15 protein-coding genes are annotated in these 16799 nt (G+C 70.7%); 5 read left to right on the forward strand and 10 right to left on the reverse strand.

Going from position 1 to position 16799, the window contains the following annotated elements:
• Nucleotide 1: 1 nt before the first annotated feature.
• The 6 genes from IE255_RS06450 to tkt form a co-directional block, all read right to left on the reverse strand.
• The gene (locus tag IE255_RS06450; protein WP_190049118.1) at nt 2-1045 is read right to left on the reverse strand and encodes a DUF3558 domain-containing protein; all 1044 of its coding nucleotides are present in this window, start codon (nt 1043-1045) and stop codon (nt 2-4) included.
• A gap of 199 nt (nt 1046-1244) precedes the next feature.
• Nucleotides 1245-2030 carry a 6-phosphogluconolactonase gene (gene pgl, locus IE255_RS06455; protein WP_190049119.1) on the reverse strand — a complete coding sequence of 262 codons (786 nt, stop codon included), beginning with the start codon at nt 2028-2030 and terminating at the stop codon, nt 1245-1247.
• Nucleotides 2027-3109 carry a glucose-6-phosphate dehydrogenase assembly protein OpcA gene (gene opcA, locus IE255_RS06460; RefSeq protein ID WP_190049120.1) on the reverse strand — a complete coding sequence of 361 codons (1083 nt, stop codon included), beginning with the start codon at nt 3107-3109 and terminating at the stop codon, nt 2027-2029. Before opcA ends, pgl begins: the two co-directional genes overlap by 4 nt.
• Complete coding sequence (zwf, locus tag IE255_RS06465) at nt 3106-4629, reverse strand: glucose-6-phosphate dehydrogenase (protein WP_190049121.1); 1524 nt, start codon at nt 4627-4629, stop codon at nt 3106-3108. The genes opcA and zwf overlap by 4 nt, the downstream gene beginning before the upstream one ends.
• A gap of 4 nt (nt 4630-4633) precedes the next feature.
• On the reverse strand, nt 4634-5752 hold the full coding sequence (tal, locus tag IE255_RS06470; protein WP_190049122.1) for a transaldolase: 1119 nt from the start codon (nt 5750-5752) through the stop codon (nt 4634-4636).
• Nucleotides 5753-5786: 34 nt separating this feature from the next.
• Nucleotides 5787-7874, reverse strand: a complete 2088-nt coding sequence (gene tkt / locus IE255_RS06475) for a transketolase (RefSeq protein ID WP_190049123.1) — start codon at nt 7872-7874, stop codon at nt 5787-5789.
• 384 nt (nt 7875-8258) lie between these two features.
• Here tkt and IE255_RS06480 point away from each other — a divergent pair, with 384 nt between their 5' ends.
• The 3 genes from IE255_RS06480 to IE255_RS06490 all read left to right on the forward strand — a co-directional run bounded on the left by IE255_RS06480 (nt 8259) and on the right by IE255_RS06490 (nt 10821).
• The gene (locus tag IE255_RS06480) at nt 8259-9176 is read left to right on the forward strand and encodes a heme o synthase (protein WP_190049364.1); all 918 of its coding nucleotides are present in this window, start codon (nt 8259-8261) and stop codon (nt 9174-9176) included.
• A gap of 58 nt (nt 9177-9234) precedes the next feature.
• Nucleotides 9235-9567: a hypothetical protein gene (locus tag IE255_RS06485; RefSeq protein WP_190049124.1), complete on the forward strand. Its 333-nt coding sequence runs from the start codon at nt 9235-9237 to the stop codon at nt 9565-9567.
• 150 nt (nt 9568-9717) lie between these two features.
• Entirely contained in the window at nt 9718-10821 is a 1104-nt protein-coding gene (locus IE255_RS06490) for an amidohydrolase family protein (RefSeq protein WP_190049125.1), read from the forward strand.
• 19 nt (nt 10822-10840) lie between these two features.
• Here IE255_RS06490 and IE255_RS06495 read toward each other — a convergent pair whose 3' ends face one another.
• Genes IE255_RS06495 through IE255_RS06510 form a run of 4 tightly spaced genes read right to left on the reverse strand, consistent with a single transcriptional unit; the run spans nt 10841 to nt 14446 of the window.
• Nucleotides 10841-11848, reverse strand: coding sequence for a COX15/CtaA family protein (locus IE255_RS06495; RefSeq protein ID WP_190049126.1), 1008 nt, complete (start codon nt 11846-11848; stop codon nt 10841-10843).
• A 57-nt stretch (nt 11849-11905) separates the two neighbouring features.
• The gene (locus IE255_RS06500; protein ID WP_190049127.1) at nt 11906-12682 is read right to left on the reverse strand and encodes an ABC transporter permease; all 777 of its coding nucleotides are present in this window, start codon (nt 12680-12682) and stop codon (nt 11906-11908) included.
• Entirely contained in the window at nt 12679-13602 is a 924-nt protein-coding gene (locus IE255_RS06505) for an ABC transporter ATP-binding protein (protein ID WP_190049128.1), read from the reverse strand. The genes IE255_RS06500 and IE255_RS06505 overlap by 4 nt, the downstream gene beginning before the upstream one ends.
• A gap of 49 nt (nt 13603-13651) precedes the next feature.
• Nucleotides 13652-14446 carry an AAC(3) family N-acetyltransferase gene (locus IE255_RS06510; protein ID WP_190049129.1) on the reverse strand — a complete coding sequence of 265 codons (795 nt, stop codon included), beginning with the start codon at nt 14444-14446 and terminating at the stop codon, nt 13652-13654.
• Nucleotides 14447-14607: 161 nt separating this feature from the next.
• On the opposite strand from IE255_RS06510, the gene IE255_RS06515 reads away from it, so the two are divergent.
• On the forward strand, nt 14608-15351 hold the full coding sequence (locus tag IE255_RS06515; RefSeq protein WP_190049130.1) for a helix-turn-helix transcriptional regulator: 744 nt from the start codon (nt 14608-14610) through the stop codon (nt 15349-15351).
• Nucleotides 15348-16769, forward strand: coding sequence for a Fe-S cluster assembly protein SufB (gene sufB / locus IE255_RS06520; protein ID WP_190049131.1), 1422 nt, complete (start codon nt 15348-15350; stop codon nt 16767-16769). The genes IE255_RS06515 and sufB overlap by 4 nt, the downstream gene beginning before the upstream one ends.
• Nucleotides 16770-16799 lie beyond the last annotated feature (30 nt).

Raw genomic sequence — 16799 nt, forward strand, 5'->3', positions numbered from 1 at the left:
CTCAGGGCCCGGGGAGGCGGGCGAGGGCCTTGGGAGCCAGCTCCTGGGCGAGGGAGCACAGCACGTCCCTCGGCGAGTCGCCGGTGACTCCCACCGAGACCACCTCGGTCCGGCCCTCGGCGGTGGGTCCGGCCTTCCCGTACTCGACCTCGACCGCGCAGTTCGGCAGACTGCGCCCGAGCAGGTCCCCGTACTCGTCGGCGGGGCTGTACTGCACGGCCGCCGTGCGTCCCCCGACCGTGAGCGGGCGTCCCTCCAGTGCCTCGTCGAGGTGCAGGAAGAGAACGTACAGGTGCGGTTCGTCGATGCTCTCGGCGCCCCAGGAGCAGCTCTGGCCGGTGAACGTGTCGTACCGCTTCCCGGGGTCGATGTCCGGGACGCGTGCGGCCTCGCTCTTCTTGAGCAGGTCGCACGCGTCCTGGTTCGCCAGCGAGTCGGGGGCGTGGCGGGCGGAGGGGAGGTCGCCGGTCTTGAGCAGACGGATGACGTCACCGGCGGCGGCGTCGGCGATCGGGCAGGCGCGGGAGCCCGACTCGTCTCCGTAGACGCCGATCGCGACGGTCGCGGTACGTTCCCGCAGCACCACGTCCCGCGTGCAGTTCACGCTGCCGGTCAGGTCGCCGCGGTCCTCGCTCTCGTAGACGGTGACGCCGTCCCGCAGCACGGGCGTCGGAGGAGGATCGTCCGGGGCGGTGTCGCTCGCTGCGGCCTGGAGCTCCACGAACACCGAGACGGACTGGTCATCCGGTCCGTCCAGCCGGATGTCGCACTCACCGTAACCGTTCCCCTGGTCGTACTCGGTCTTCCCGAACTCCGCCAGCACCTTCTCGTCGATCAGCCGGCAAGGGTCCGAGCCCCGCAGCTCCTCGGGGGTGACCGACAGGGAGACCGCGCTGGGCGTGGGCCGTCCGGAGCCGGCCGAGACGGTGGGCGAAGCGCCCGGAGAAGCGTTGTCCTGTGCGGAGCATCCCGCCGCGAACAGCGAGAGGGCCGACACCGCCGAGACCACGACCGAGGTACGGCCGCGCCTGTTCGTTCCGTTCACCCGAGTCCTCCTTCGCTCCTGCACCCGCAAGTCCAGTGGCGAAGGGATTGTTCGGAAAGCCGCCGCGGCGCGGCGAACAATGCCGCGTCGGCCTGGAGGCGTGGTCGCACCGGGCATCGCACACGCCGGAGCGGCCGGAGACCCCTGGGTCAGAGGCTCCGGCCGCTCCGGTGATGAGGCCGATCGTCGTCCGCGACGCTCACGCCGAGGCCGGCGGATACAGCGAGCGGGGGAGCTGTGAGGCCGCCGCCCCGTCCAGCAGCCACAGCGTCCGGCTGCGGCCGTACGCCCCCGCCGCCGGGGCCTGGATCTCGCCCGCGCCCGAGAGGGCGATCGCGGCGGCCTGGGCCTTGTCCTCACCGGCGGCCAGCAGCCACACCTCACGGGCGGAGCGGATCGCCGGCAGCGTCAGCGTCACCCGGGTCGGCGGCGGCTTGGGCGCGCCATGGACGCCGACGACCGTACGCTCGGTCTCCCGCACCGCCGGCAGCTCCGGGAACAGCGAGGCCACATGCGTGTCCGGGCCGACGCCCAGCATCAGCACGTCGAAGGTGGGGACGGGGCCGTGGTTCTCCGGGCCCGCCGCCCGTGCCAGTTCCTCCGCGTACGCGGCCGCCGCCGCGTCCACGTCGGTGCCGTAGGGGCCGTCCGACGCGGGCATCGCGTGCACCCGCTCCGGGTCGAGCGGCACCGAGTCGAGCAGTGCCTCGCGTGCCTGCGTGACGTTGCGGTCCGGGTCGCCCTCGGGGAGGAACCGCTCGTCGCCCCACCACAGGTCGAGCCGGCTCCAGTCGACGGCGTCCCGGGCGGGCGCCGCGGACAGCGCGGCCAGCAGGCCGTTGCCGTTGCGGCCGCCCGTCAGGACCACGGACGCCGAGCCCCGGGAGGCCTGCGCGTCCACGATCCTGGTGATCAGCCGGGCCGCCGCGGCCTGCGCCATCAGCTCCTTGTCCCGGTGGACGACCAGCTGCGGTGCCGTACTCACTTCACCTCCGCCTTCCGTGCCGGTTCCGGCGCGGGCGGTTCCTGCTTCACCGGTGCCTGCGCCGTCGCTTCCGCGGCGGGAGCTTTCGCAGCCGTTTCAACGGGAGCGGGGAGGGCGAGTCGGGCCCGCCCGTCACTTTTGGGCACCGACCACGCGGCCTTCAGCCGGTCCACCCCGTACCGCAGGGCCGACGCGTACGTGTCGTCCGGGTCCAGCCGCCGCAGCTCCTCCGCGATCAGCTCGGCCGTGTCGCGGCGCTTGAGAGCCACCGCCCGGTCCGGCTGGCCGTCGATGGAGAGCGTGGCCAGGGAGCCGTCGGCCCGGTCCAGGGTGATCGGGCCGCAGTTGGTGTCCATGCGGACGGCCGTCAGACCGGGGCCGCCGGACAGCGAGCGCTTCACGGGCACGTCCAGCCGGTCCGCGAGCCACATCGCCAGCAGCTCGCAGCTCGGGTTGAACTCCTCGCCCTCCACCTCGACGGCCCTGACCTCGCAGGCGACCTGGTCGAGAGCCGCCGCCAGCATCGAGCGCCAGGGCGTGATGCGGGTCCAGGACAGGTCCGTGTCGCCCGGCGTGTAGGTCCCGGACCGGGTGGCCAGGTCCCGGACCGGCTGCTCGGAGGCGTACGTGTCGGTGACACGGCGTTGGGCGAGTGCGCCCAGGGGGTCCTTCGCCGGGTCGAGCGGCGCGTTCACCGGCCACCACACCACCACCGGCGCGTCCGGCAGCAGCAGCGGCAGCACCACCGACTGGGCGTGGTCGACGACCTCGCCGTACAGCCGGAGCACCACCGTCTCACCGGTGCCGGCCTCCGCGCCCACCCGGACCTCCGCGTCCAGGCGGGACTGCGTGCGGTCGCGGGGCGAGCGGGAGACGCGCTTGATGACCACGAGTGTGCGCGAGGGGTGCTCGTGCGAGGCGTCGCTCGCCGCCTTCAGCGCGTCGTAGGCGTTCTCCTCGTCCGTCACGATGACCAGCGTGAGCACCATGCCGACCGCCGGGGTGCCGATCGCCCGGCGGCCCTGCACCAGCGCCTTGTTGATCTTGCTGGCCGTGGTGTCCGTGAGGTCTATCTTCATGGCCGGCGCCAGCTCCGTCCGTGTCGCTCGAGCATTTCGTCCGCCTCGACGGGCCCCCAGGTACCGGCCGGGTACTGGGCGGGCTTGCCGTTCTTGTCCCAGTACTCCTCGATCGGGTCGAGGATCTTCCAGGACAGCTCGACCTCCTCGGTACGCGGGAAGAGGTTCGAGTCACCGAGGAGGACGTCCAGGATGAGACGCTCGTACGCCTCCGGGCTGGACTCCGTGAAGGACTCGCCGTACGCGAAGTCCATCGACACGTCCCGGATCTCCATCGACGTCCCGGGCACCTTCGAGCCGAAGCGGACCGTGACGCCCTCGTCCGGCTGGACGCGGATGACGATCGCGTTGGAGCCGAGCTCCTCGGTGGCCGTCGTGTCGAAGGGGGAGTGCGGTGCCCGCTGAAACACGACCGCGATCTCCGTCACGCGCCGGCCCAGGCGCTTGCCGGTGCGCAGATAGAAGGGGACACCCGCCCAGCGGCGGTTGTCGATCTCCAGCTTGATCGCGGCGTACGTGTCGGTCTTCGACGAGGCGTCGATGCCGTCCTCGTCGAGATAGCCGATCACCTTCGCGCCGCCCTGCCAGCCCGCCGAGTACTGCCCGCGGACGGTGTCCCGGCCCATGTCCTTCGGCAGCTTCACGGCGCCGAGCACCTTGGTCTTCTCGGCGGCCAGCGCGTCCGCGTCGAACGAGGCCGGCTCCTCCATGGCGGTCAGCGCCAGGAGCTGGAGCAGGTGGTTCTGGATGACGTCCCGGGCGGCGCCGATGCCGTCGTAGTAGCCGGCCCGGCCGCCGATGCCGATGTCCTCGGCCATGGTGATCTGCACATGGTCCACGAAGGACCGGTTCCAGATCGGCTCGAACATCGTGTTGGCGAAGCGCAGCGCCAGGATGTTCTGGACGGTCTCCTTGCCCAGATAGTGGTCGATGCGGAAGACCTGGTCCGGGGCGAAGACCTCGTGGACGACCTTGTTGAGCTCCTCGGCCGAGGCGAGGTTGTGGCCGAACGGCTTCTCGATGACCGCGCGCCGCCAGGAACCGCCGGTCTGGTCAGCCAGCTGGTGCTTCTTCAGCTGCTGGATGACCACCGGGAAGGACTTCGGCGGCACGGACAGGTAGAAGGCGAAGTTGCCGCCCGTGCCCTGCGCCTTGTCCAGCTCCTCGATGGTCGAGCGCAGCCGCTCGAACGCGTCGTCGTCGTCGAACGTGCCCTGCACGAAGCGCATGCCCTGGATGAGCTGCTGCCAGACCTCCTCGCGGAAGGGCGTGCGGGCGTGCTCCTTGACCGCGTCGTGGACCTCCTGCGCGAAGTCCTCGTGCGCCCACTCGCGGCGGGCGAAGCCCACCAGCGAGAAGCCCGGCGGCAGCAGGCCCCGGTTGGCGAGGTCGTACACGGCGGGCATGAGCTTCTTCCGTGACAGATCGCCCGTGACGCCGAAGATGACCAGGCCCGACGGCCCCGCGATACGCGGGAGCCGCCGGTCCGCCGGGTCACGCAGCGGGTTGCTGCTCGACACCGGTTCAGCCCTCCGAGGGGGCGAGGCGCCGAAGCTCGGCCTCGGTCGACTTCAGCAGGTCGGTCCAGGACGCCTCGAACTTCTCGACGCCCTCGTCCTCCAGCAGCTGGACCACGTCGTCGTACTTGATCCCGAGCTGCTCGATCGCGTCGAGGTCGGCGCGCGCCTGCTCGTACGTGCCGGCGATGGTGTTGCCGGTGATCTCGCCGTGCTCCTCGGTGGCGTACAGGGTCGCCTCGGGCATGGTGTTCACCGTGTTCGGCGCCACCAGCTCGTCGACGTACATGGTGTCCTTGTACGCCTTGTCCTTCACGCCGGTGGACGCCCACAGCGGACGCTGCTTGTTGGCGCCCTCGCGCTCCAGCGCGTTCCAGCGGTCCGTGGAGAAGACCTCCTCGTACGCCTGGTAGGCGAGCCGGGCGTTGGCGATGGCGGCCTTGCCGCGCAGCGCCTTGGCCTCTTCGGTGCCGAGCGCGTCGATCCGCTTGTCGATCTCGGTGTCGACGCGCGAGACGAAGAAGGACGCCACCGAGTGGATCTTGGACAGGTCCAGGCCCCTGGCCTTCGCCTTCTCCAGGCCGGACAGGTAGGCGTCCATCACCTCGCGGTAGCGCTCCAGCGAGAAGATCAGCGTGACGTTGACGCTGATGCCGTTGCCGATCGTCTCGGTGATGGCCGGCAGGCCCGCCTTGGTGGCCGGGATCTTGATCAGCGTGTTGGGCCGGTCCACCAGCCAGGCGAGCTGGCGGGCCTCGGCGACCGTCGACTTGGTGTTGTGCGCCAGGCGCGGATCGACCTCGATCGAGACCCGGCCGTCCTGGCCGCCGGTGGCGTCGAAGACCGGGCGCAGGATGTCGGCGGCGTCCCGGACGTCCGCCGTCGTGATCATGCGGATGGCCTCTTCGACGGTGACCTTGCGGGCAGCGAGGTCGGACAGCTGCTGGTCGTAGCCGTCGCCCTCGGAGATCGCCTTCTGGAAGATCGTCGGGTTGGTGGTGACGCCCACGACGTGCTGCTGGTCGAGCAGTTCGGCGAGGTTGCCGGACGTGATCCGCTTGCGGGACAGGTCGTCCAGCCAGATCGCGACGCCTTCCTCGGAGAGGCGCTTGAGTGCGTCTGTCATGGAAATTCCATCTCCTACGTGTCGTATGTAAGCGTCAGCGCTGGGCTGCGGCGATCGATTCCCGGGCGGCGGCGGCCACGTTCTCGGCAGTGAAGCCGAACTCGCGGAAAAGGACCTTGCCGTCGGCCGACGCACCGAAGTGCTCCAGGGAAACGATGCGGCCGGCGTCCCCGACGTACTTGTGCCAGGTGAGACCCACCCCGGCCTCCACCGCGACACGCGCCCGGACGGACGGCGGCAGGACGCTGTCCCGGTACCCCTGGTCCTGCTGCTCGAACCATTCCACCGACGGCATCGACACCACGCGCGTGGGCACGCCGGCGCCCTGGAGCTGCTCGCGCGCCTCGACGGCGACGTGCACCTCGGAACCCGTGGCGATCAGAATGACCTCCGGCTCGCCGCCATCGGCCTCGAACAGGACGTAACCACCGCGCGCGGCATCGTCGTTGGGCTCGTAGGTCGGCACGCCCTGACGGGTCAGCGCCAGACCGTGCGGCTGCCCCTTGCCGAACTCCTTCGTCCAGCGCCGGAGGATCTCGCGCCAGGCGATCGCGGTCTCGTTGGCGTCCGCCGGGCGCACGATGTTCAGCCCCGGAATCGCCCGCAGGCTGGCCAGGTGCTCGACCGGCTGGTGCGTCGGGCCGTCCTCACCGAGACCGATGGAGTCGTGCGTCCACACGTACGTCACCGGCAGGTGCATCAGCGCCGACAGCCGCACCGCGTTGCGCATGTAGTCGGAGAACACCAGGAAGGTGCCGCCGTAGATCCGCGTGTTGCCGTGCAGCGCGATGCCGTTCATCTCCGCGGCCATGGCGTGCTCGCGGATACCGAAGTGGATCGTGCGCCCGTACGGGTTCGCCTCCGGCAGCGGGTTGTCCGCCGGGAGGAACGACGACGTCTTGTCGATCGTGGTGTTGTTGGAGCCGGCCAGGTCGGCCGAGCCGCCCCACAGCTCCGGGATCACCGCGCCGAGCGCCTGGAGCACCTTGCCGGAGGCGGCACGCGTGGCCACGCCCTTACCCACCTCGAAGACCGGGATCTTCTCCTCCCAGCCGGCCGGCAGCTCGCCCTTGGCGATCCGGTCGTACTCCGCGGCGCGCTCGGGGTTGTTGTCCCGCCACTGCTGGAAGGACTTCTCCCACACCGCCCGGGCCGCCTGGCCCCGCTCGATCGCCTTGCGGGTGTGCTCGATGACCTCGTCGGTGACCTCGAAGCTCTGCTCGGGGTCGAAGCCCAGCACCCGCTTGGTCGCCGCGACCTCGTCGTCACCCAGCGCCGAGCCGTGCGCGGCCTCGGTGTTCTGCGCGTTCGGCGCCGGCCAGGCGATGATCGAGCGCATCGCGATGAACGACGGCCGGTCGGTGACGGCCTTGGCCTTCTGGACCGCCTCGAAGATCGCGGCCGGGTCCAGGTCGCCGTCGGCCTTCGGCTCCACGCGCTGCACATGCCAGCCGTAGGCCTCGTACCGCTTGACGGTGTCCTCGGAGACGGCCGTCTCCGTGTCGCCCTCGATCGAGATGTGGTTGTCGTCCCACAGCAGGATCAGATTGCCCAGCTTCTGGTGCCCGGCCAGCGAGGACGCCTCGGCGGAGATGCCCTCCTGGAGGCAGCCGTCACCGGCGATGCAGTAGATGAAGTGGTCGAACGGCGACTCGCCCTCGGGGGTCTCCGGGTCGAACAGGCCGCGCTCGTAACGGGCGGCCATCGCCATGCCCACCGCGTTGGCGACACCCTGCCCGAGCGGGCCGGTCGTCGTCTCCACACCGGTCGTGTGCCCGTACTCGGGGTGACCGGGGGTCTTCGAGCCCCAGGTGCGGAACGACTTCAGGTCGTCCAGCTCCAGGCCGAAGCCGGCCAGGTACAGCTGGGTGTAGAGGGTCAGGGACGAGTGGCCGGCGGACAGTACGAAACGGTCCCGCCCGACCCAGTCGGCGTCCGCCGGGTCGTGCCGCATCACCTTCTGGAAGAGGGTGTAGGCGGCAGGCGCCAGGCTCATCGCCGTACCCGGATGGCCGTTACCGACCTTCTGTACGGCATCGGCGGCCAGGACACGCGCGGTGTCGACGGCCCGCTGGTCCAACTCGGTCCACTCGAGGTCTGTGGTGGTCGGCTTGGTGCTCACCCTGGGTCAGGGCTCCTCTCCACATGTCGGATGCCGGTGTATCGGGGCGCCCACCGGCCGCAGTCGAGCCTACCCCCGTGGGACGTGCGTTCTTTCGAGTCACTCCAGAGTGCCGGGGCCGATCCCGATCCGCCTCCTGACTGGGCCGTACCGCATTTCGACAGGTGAATACGGAGCCGCTCATCCGGGTGCTCAATCGAGCCTCCGCGCGCCCTTCGGAAGCCGCCTCCCAACACGACCCGACCCCCGCGAATGTCCGCCTCTGGGCAACGTCTAAAGTGGCGTGGTACGCGCGAGCCTTTACCGGGACTTCACACGGGTGAGGCTTGCTGGGATGTCTCTGTAGGGGTGTGCGTGACGGCCGTTGAATCCCGTCCAGCGGGGATGCTAGGGGCGGACCAGAGCCCGGCCCACCGGCCGTTCGGGGCCCGTGTCAAGGCGTTCGTGGCTCTCACCAAGCCGCGGATCATCGAGCTGCTCCTGATCACCACCGTCCCGGTGATGTTCCTGGCGCAGCAGGGCGTGCCCGACCTCAAGCTCGTGCTGCTGACCTGCATCGGCGGCTACATGTCCGCGGGCGGAGCCAACGCGCTCAACATGTACATCGACCGCGACATCGACGCGCTGATGGACCGCACCTCGCAGCGCCCGCTGGTCACCGGCATGGTCAGCCCGCGCGAGTGCCTCGCCTTCGGCATCACCCTGGCGATCACCTCCACCCTGCTGTTCGGCCTCACCGTGAACTGGCTGAGCGCCTGGCTCTCCCTCGGCGCGCTCCTCTTCTACGTGGTCGTCTACACGATGATCCTCAAGCGCCGTACCTCGCAGAACATCGTGTGGGGCGGCATCGCCGGCTGCCTGCCGGTGCTGATCGGCTGGTCCTCGGTCACGAACTCGATGTCGTGGGCGCCGATCATCCTCTTCCTCGTCATGTTCTTCTGGACGCCGCCGCACTACTGGCCGCTCTCCATGAAGGTCAAGGAGGACTACGCGCGCGTGGGCGTGCCGATGCTGCCGGTGGTCGCCTCCAACAAGGTGGTCGCCAAGCAGATCGTGATCTACAGCTGGGTCATGGTCGCCGTCTCGCTCCTGCTGACCCCGCTCGGCTACACCGGCTGGTTCTACACCTCGGTCGCCCTGCTGGCCGGCGGCTTCTGGCTCTGGGAGGCACACGGCCTCCAGAACCGCGCCAAGGCGGAGGTGACGGGCGCCAAGCTCAAGGAGATGCGGCTGTTCCACTGGTCGATCACCTACGTGTCGATCCTGTTCGTCGCGGTGGCGGTGGACCCGTTCCTGCGCTGACGTACGTCACAGCGCCCTGCCCTCGCCAGTCGATCTACCCGTGAGTAGCATCCTGGCCATGGCAGACACGCAGCAGGCAGACCCGAAGGCCGAGCGCACGGCGGCCCGGCTGGCCAAGCAGATCAGCTCCTTCTCCAAGGCCCACGGCGGCGCCGAGGGCCAGGTCGCCTACCTCGGCGAGCGCGGCGCCCGCATCGTCCTCGTCGGCGAGGACGGCAACTGGGGCGACCTGGTGGCGCCCTCCTACGAGATCGCCGAGAAGGCGGTGGAGAAGTCGGGCATCACCCGCCACGAGTCCTTCGACGGCGAATTCGCGGCGAAGGTCAAGACGGGCCGCTACGAGTGGTCGCGCATGGCGGGGATCCAAGTAGGCGGCCCGAAGAACAGCTGACCTTCCTGGGGGCGCGGGGAACTGCGCGAGCAACCACAACGGATCCGCACCCGCCGAACACACCCCGCCCCCCACCCCCGGACCGCGACCTCAACCCGGTTCACCCGTTAGGACCCTTAGGAACAACAGGGTCCACACCGGGAGGCCCGGATGATCGAAACGCCGTCCCTAGTGGACCAGTACTGCCACGGAGTACTCCGCACAGAGCTGGGCCTCGGCACCTTCGAGGCCCACCTCTCCCGCACGGAGGGCCCACCCGCCCCCGGCACCACCCTCTTCGACACCCAGACCGGCTTCGCCGTAAGACGCTGGTGCCCACCCCTGCTCGGCCTCGAACCGCACTGTACGCCCGCCCGCTACCTGGCCCGCCGCCGCGAACTGGGCGTCCTGGAGTCCGGCCGCCGTCTCCTGCGCGGCAGCGGCATCACGACCTATCTGGTCGACACCGGCCTGCCGGGCGACCTGACCGGACCCGGAGAGCTGGCCTCCGCCGGGGCGGCCGAGGCCCACGAGATCGTCCGCCTGGAACTGCTCGCCGAGCAGGTCGCCGACACCTCCGGCACCGTCGAGTCCTTCCTCGCCAACCTCGCCGAGTCCGTGCACGCCGCCGCCGCGCACGCCGTCGCCTTCACCTCCGTCGCGGGCGTACGGCACGGCCTCGCGCTCGCGCCCGAGCCGCCCGGGCCGGGGGAGGTGCGGGGGGCCGTCGGCCGCTGGCTCGCCGGGCGGGGAGTCGGCGGGGAGCTGAGCGACCCCGTGCTGCTGCGGCACCTGCTGTGGAGCGCGGTCGCCTCGGGGCTGCCGCTCCAGCTGCACGCGGGGCTCGGCGCGGGCCTGCGCATCGACCGTACGGACCCGGTGCTGCTGACGGACTTCGTGCGGGCCACGGCCGGGCTCGGCACCGACCTCGTCCTGCTGCACGGCTACCCGTACCACCGGCACGCCGCGCACCTCGCCGGCGTCTTCCCGCACGTCTACGTCGACTCCGGCGCCGCCCTGGTCCGCACCGGCGCCCGGGCCGCCACCGTCCTGGCGGAGATCCTGGAGCTGGCCCCCTTCGGCAAGATCCTCTTCTCCAGCGGGGCCCAGGGGCTGCCCGAGCTGCACGTGGTGGGCGCCCGCCTGTTCCGCGAGGCCCTCGGCCGGGTGCTCGGCACCTGGGTCGCCGAGGGCGCGTGGTCCCTGGCCGACGCGCAGCGGGTGGCGGGGATGCTGGCGTCGGGGAACGCGCGCCGGGTGTACGGGCTCGACTGAACCCTGGTCAGGGTGGCTTCTAGGCCTTGCTCAGGGTCGCCTCGGCCGCCGGGCCGGGCACGTCGGCCACGAACTCCGGCCGTTCGCGCAGCGACAGCACCACCCGCAGGACCCAGATCCACATCACGGCCGAGCCGAACATGTGCAGGCCGACCAGGACCTCGGGGAGGTCGGTGAAGTACTGGACGTAGCCGATGACGCCCTGCGCGAGCAGGATCAGGAACAGTTCGCGGGTGCGGTTCAGTGGGTCGCGCGGCGCGTCGACCGCCTTGAGGACGAACCACAGGGCGAACGTCAGCGTCACCACGATCCACGCCAGCACGGCGTGCAGCTTGCTCACCGTCTCCCAGTCGACCGGCATCCGCTCGACCTCGCTGGAGTCGCCCGCGTGCGGGCCCGCGCCGGTGACCACCGTGCCGACCAGGATGAGCAGCACGGCCGCCGCGACGAGGAACCACACCAGCTGCTGCACGGCCTTGCCGACCAGCGGGCGCGGCGGGGCATCGCCCTCACGGGTGCGCTGCCACATCACCGTGGCCACCGCGATCAGCGCGGACGTCGCCACGAAGTGCGCCGCGACCGTGTACGGGTTGAGCCCGACCAGCACCACGATGCCCCCGAGCACCGCGTTGCTCATCACGATCCAGAACTGCGCCCAGCCCAGCCGGGTCAGGCCGCGCCGGTACGGCTTCTGGGAGCGGGCGGCGATGATCGCCCAGCCGACGGCGGCGCACAGCACGTACGTCAGCATGCGGTTGCCGAACTCGATGGCGCCGTGGACGCCCATCGCGCTGGTCGCGGTGAGCGAGTCGGCGGTGCACTTCGGCCAGGTCGGGCAGCCGAGGCCCGAGCCGGTCAGCCGTACGGCTCCGCCGGTGACCACGATGAGCACCGACATCATGATCGCGGAGAGGGCCGCGCGCTGGACCGTCCGGGGTTCCGGGGTCCAGCGCTCGGCGATGAAGGCAAGGGGGTTGCGCAGGGCCGCCGTGGCGTCGGCGCGGGTCACTTTTGGCACGCGACCCATCGTAGGACGCCGCTTGTGCACGCTTTCACGAGGGTCCGTCATCGACCTGCCCCCGCCTTACTCCCAGCGGAAGAACCGTCCGGCGGCCGCCAGCCCCACGACCGCCCAGACGGCGAGGATTCCCAGGTCTCCCCAGGGCATCCCGGCCCCGTGCTGGAGCACGTCCCGCAGCCCGTCGGACAGCGCCGAGATGGGCAGCAGGCCGAGCACGTCCTGTGCGCCGGAGGGGAACTTGTCGAGCGGGACGACGACCCCGCCGCCGACGAGCAGCAGCAGGAACACCAGGTTCGCCGCGGCGAGCGTCGCCTCGGCCTTCAGCGTCCCGGCCATCAGCAGGCCGAGGCCCGAGAAGGCCGCCGTACCGAGAACCAGGAGCAGCAGCACGGCGAACGGGTTGCCCTGCGGCGACCAGCCCAGCGCGAAGGCGATCACCGTCAGCAGGACCACCTGGAGCACCTCGGTGACCAGCACGGACAGCGTCTTGGCCGTCATCAGGCCCCAGCGCGGCAGGGGCGAGGAGGCGAGCCGCTTCAGGACGCCGTAGCGGCGCTCGAAGCCCGTCGCGATCGCCTGGCCGGTGAACGCCGTCGACATCACCGCGAGCGCGAGGATGCCTGGCGCGAGGAAGTCGACCGCCTCTCCGGAGCCCGTGTCGACGATGTCCACGGTGCTGAAGAGCACCAGGAGCAAGGTCGGGATGACGACGGTCAGCAGCAGCTGCTCGCCGTTGCGCAGCAGCATCTTGGTCTCGAGCAGGGCCTGGGCCGCGATCATGCGGCGGAGGGGGGCCGCGCCGGGCTTCGGCGTGTACATCCCGGTGCCGGTGGCGGTCATGCGCGCAGCTCCTTGCCGGTGAGCTCCAAGAAGACGTCCTCCAGGGTGTGCCGTTCGACCGAGATCTTCTCCGGCATCACGCCGTGCTGGGCGCACCAGGAGGTGACCGTCGCGAGGAGCTGCGGGTCGACCTTGCCGGTGACCCGGTAGCAACCCGGCGTCAGCTCGGCGGCCGAGCAGTCGGCGGGCAGGGCCTTCAGCAGCGAGCCCACGTCCAGGCCGGGCCGGCCGGTGAAACGGAGGGTGTTCTCGGCGCCGCCGCGGCACAGCTCCTCCGGCGAGCCCTGGGCGATGACCCGGCCCGCGTCGATGATCGCCACGTCGTCGGCGAGCTGCTCGGCCTCGTCCATGTAGTGCGTGGTGAGGATCACGGAGACGCCGTCGGCGCGCAGATCCCGGACCAGATCCCAGGTGGCGCGGCGGGCCTGCGGGTCCAGCCCGGCGGTCGGCTCGTCCAGGAAGACCAGCTCCGGGCGCCCGACCACGGCCATCGCGAGGGCGAGCCGCTGCTGCTGCCCGCCCGACAGCCGCCGGTACGTCGTACGGCCGCAGGAGCCGAGGCCGAGGCGCTCGATGAGCGCGTCCACGTCCAGCGGGTGCGCGTGCAGCCGGGCCACGTGGCGCAGCATCTCGTCGGCGCGGGAGCCCGAGTAGACGCCGCCGGACTGGAGCATCACGCCGACGCGGGGCCGCAGCGCGGCGGACTGTCTGACCGGGTCGAGGCCCAGGACGCGCACCGTGCCGGAGTCCGGCTTCCGGTACCCCTCGCAGGTCTCGACCGTGGTCGTCTTGCCCGCCCCGTTGGGGCCGAGCACGGCCGTCACACCCTCCCGGGCCACCAGGTCGAGCCCGTCCACCGCGGTCTTCGGGCCGTACCGCTTCACCAGGGCCTGGACCTGGACCACGGGCTCACTTCGCATGGGTCCAGAGTCTAGGTACGAGTGCGGGGGCCCGGGTCGGCGGGTGCGGCTACTCCTCCTCGCGCGGCCGGTGCACCGCCAGCCACCGCTCGGCGTAGGCCACCGCGTCCGCCACCGGGAACAGCCGCGCCTCGGCCGCCCCGACCTTGCCGCGTACGACGGGACGGTCCCGTTCGAAGTCGTGGCCCAGCTCGTCGAACCGGTCCGAGCTGATCGACACCTCGGTCACCGTCTCCCAGCCCTCGGGCCCCGGCCGGCCCACGGCGACGCGCGGGGACGGTATCCGGTACTCGGCGAGGTGGAAGCTGGTGCAGGAGGCGTAGCCGGCGCCGAGTAGCAGGACCCGGGCGCCCATCGCCTCCAGCCTCGCGAGCGGGCTGCGCTCGCCGAGCCGGCAGTCGGGCGCGTGCCCCTCGGTCACCTCCGCCGCGCGCGGGCCGATCGCCGCGAACGAGGTCTGCGGATGCGCGCTGCGCAGCGCGCCGGGCCAGGTGCGCACGGTCTCCGGGACGACGCCGACCCTGCGCGCGGGCGTGATCCGCGGGTCGTACGCGGGCATCGTGGCGCGGATGGCCGCCCACCACTCGGGGGGCACGGGCGGATCCGCCCACACGGCGGGGTCGGAGAGGTCGCCCGTCTGCGTCGGGACCACCACCGTGCCGTCCGGGCCGAGCGCGTCGAGCAGGGCCCGCACCACGGTGACGGCGCCGCCGTTGACCCAGCCGAGAGAGCTGAGCGAGGTGTGCGCGAGGAGGGTCTCGCCGGGCCGGACGCCCAGCTCGCGCAGCTGCGTGCGCAGGGTGTCCAGGGTGACAAGAGGGCCGGTGGGAGGGGGTGTGGGCATGGTTCGGGAGTGTCCCGGAAGCGGCTGCGGCATGCCACCGGTTTGATCGAGCAGAGATCGTTTCCGCAGGTCAGATTAGGTATACCTAAGTGACGCAGGGCACCGTCGGGCGGGCAGGACGCGGCTTGCCCGCCCCTGATGAATTACGCAACAATGGCGTTGTGAAAAACGTCGGCGAGGCTCGGGAGACCCCCACGGGGGCCCCGCAGGAGGAGCTCGCGACCGGGGAGCGGTCCACCCGCAACCGGGTCGCGCGGTCGATCCTGGACCACGGCCCCTCGACCGTCGCGGAGCTCGCCGACCGGCTGGGTCTCACCCAGGCGGCCGTACGCCGGCACCTCGACGCCCTCGCGGGCGACGGTGTCGTGGAGGCCCGCGAGCAGCGGGTCTACGGCACGCGCACCCGCGGCCGTCCCGCCAAGGTCTTCGCCCTGACGGACTGCGGCCGGGACGCCTTCGACCAGTCGTACGACAAGCTCGCGGCGGACGCCCTGCGCTGGATCGCCGACCGCGAGGGCGGCAGCGAGGCGATCGCCGCCTTCGCCCGCGCCCGGATCGCCGCGCAGGCGAGCGCGTACCGCGAGGCGGTCGCGGCCGCCCCGCCCGAGCAGCGGACCGAAGCGCTGGCCAAGGCGCTCAGCGCGGACGGGTACGCTGCTACGGCGCGCAGCGCGCCCCACCCCCAGAAGGGTGAACAGCTCTGCCAGCACCACTGCCCGGTCGCCCACGTCGCCGAGCAGTTCCCCCAGCTGTGCGAGGCGGAGACGGAATTTTTCGCCGAGCTGCTCGGTACGCATGTACAGCGGCTCGCCACCATCGCGCACGGCGACGGCGTCTGCACGACGTTCATCCCCAAGATTTCCCACAACGCATCCGCAAGCACGGCCGGGAGGAACCCCGCATGACTCTCCCCACGGAGACTGCCCACCCTGAGCTCGAGGGCCTGGGCAAGTACGAATACGGCTGGGCCGACCGGGACGATGCCGGTGCGTCGGCGCGTCGCGGCCTGGGCGAGGACGTCGTCCGGGACATCTCCTCCAAGAAGAGCGAGCCGGAGTGGATGACCAAGCTCCGCCTCAAGGGCCTGCGCCTCTTCGAGAAGAAGCCCATGCCGAACTGGGGCTCGGACCTGTCGGGCATCGACTTCGACAACATCAAGTACTTCGTGCGCTCCACCGAGAAGCAGGCCGCTTCCTGGGAGGAACTGCCCGAGGACATCAAGAACACCTACGACAAGCTCGGCATCCCCGAGGCGGAGAAGCAGCGCCTCGTCGCCGGCGTCGCCGCGCAGTACGAGTCGGAGGTCGTCTACCACCAGATCCGCGAGGACCTGGAGGAGCAGGGCGTCATCTTCCTCGACACGGACACCGCGCTGAAGGAGCACCCGGAGCTCTTCAAGGAGTACTTCGGCACGGTCATCCCCGCCGGTGACAACAAGTTCGCCGCGCTGAACACCGCCGTGTGGTCGGGCGGCTCCTTCATCTACGTCCCGCCGGGCGTGCACGTGGAGATCCCGCTCCAGGCCTACTTCCGTATCAACACGGAGAACATGGGCCAGTTCGAGCGGACCCTGATCATCGTCGACGAGGGTGCGTACGTGCACTACGTCGAGGGCTGCACCGCCCCGATCTACAAGTCGGACTCGCTGCACTCCGCGGTCGTCGAGATCATCGTCAAGAAGAACGCCCGCTGCCGCTACACGACCATCCAGAACTGGTCGAACAACGTCTACAACCTGGTCACCAAGCGCGCCGTCGCCTACGAGGGCGCGACCATGGAGTGGATCGACGGCAACATCGGCTCCAAGGTGACGATGAAGTACCCGGCCGTCTACCTGATGGGCGAGCACGCCAAGGGCGAGACGCTGTCCATCGCCTTCGCCGGCGAGGGCCAGCACCAGGACGCCGGCTCCAAGATGGTCCACATGGCGCCGAACACCTCGTCCAACATCGTCTCCAAGTCGGTGGCGCGCGGTGGCGGCCGTACGTCCTACCGCGGTCTGGTCGAGATCGGCGAGGGCGCCCACGGCTCCAAGTCGAACGTGCTGTGCGACGCGCTGCTCGTCGACACCATCTCCCGCTCCGACACGTACCCCTACGTGGATGTCCGTGAGGACGACGTGTCCATGGGCCACGAGGCGACCGTCTCCAAGGTCTCCGAGGACCAGCTCTTCTACCTGATGAGCCGCGGCCTGAGCGAGTTCGAGGCGATGGCGATGATCGTGCGCGGCTTCGTCGAGCCCATCGCCAAGGAGCTCCCCATGGAGTACGCGCTGGAGCTCAACCGGCTGATCGAGCTGCAGATGGAAGGCGCGGTCGGCTGACCCCGCCCCGTCCGGCACACACGTCTTACT

It is taken from the genome of Streptomyces lomondensis, assembly GCF_014651035.1.
Taxonomy (GTDB): Bacteria; Actinomycetota; Actinomycetes; order Streptomycetales; family Streptomycetaceae; genus Streptomyces; species Streptomyces lomondensis.

Bases quoted from the DNA above. Each gene is read 5' to 3' on its own strand.
- IE255_RS06505 (WP_190049128.1), bottom strand. From the start codon at position 13,602: ATGCGAAGTGAGCCCGTGGTCCAGGTCCAGGCCCTGGTGAAGCGGTAC.
- IE255_RS06480 (WP_190049364.1), top strand. From the start codon at position 8,259: ATGCTAGGGGCGGACCAGAGCCCGGCCCACCGGCCGTTCGGGGCCCGT.
- opcA (WP_190049120.1), bottom strand. From the start codon at position 3,109: ATGAAGATAGACCTCACGGACACCACGGCCAGCAAGATCAACAAGGCG.
- IE255_RS06510 (WP_190049129.1), bottom strand. From the start codon at position 14,446: ATGCCCACACCCCCTCCCACCGGCCCTCTTGTCACCCTGGACACCCTG.
- tal (WP_190049122.1), bottom strand. From the start codon at position 5,752: ATGACAGACGCACTCAAGCGCCTCTCCGAGGAAGGCGTCGCGATCTGG.
- IE255_RS06490 (WP_190049125.1), top strand. From the start codon at position 9,718: ATGATCGAAACGCCGTCCCTAGTGGACCAGTACTGCCACGGAGTACTC.
- IE255_RS06485 (WP_190049124.1), top strand. From the start codon at position 9,235: ATGGCAGACACGCAGCAGGCAGACCCGAAGGCCGAGCGCACGGCGGCC.
- sufB (WP_190049131.1), top strand. From the start codon at position 15,348: ATGACTCTCCCCACGGAGACTGCCCACCCTGAGCTCGAGGGCCTGGGC.
- IE255_RS06495 (WP_190049126.1), bottom strand. From the start codon at position 11,848: ATGGGTCGCGTGCCAAAAGTGACCCGCGCCGACGCCACGGCGGCCCTG.
- IE255_RS06500 (WP_190049127.1), bottom strand. From the start codon at position 12,682: ATGACCGCCACCGGCACCGGGATGTACACGCCGAAGCCCGGCGCGGCC.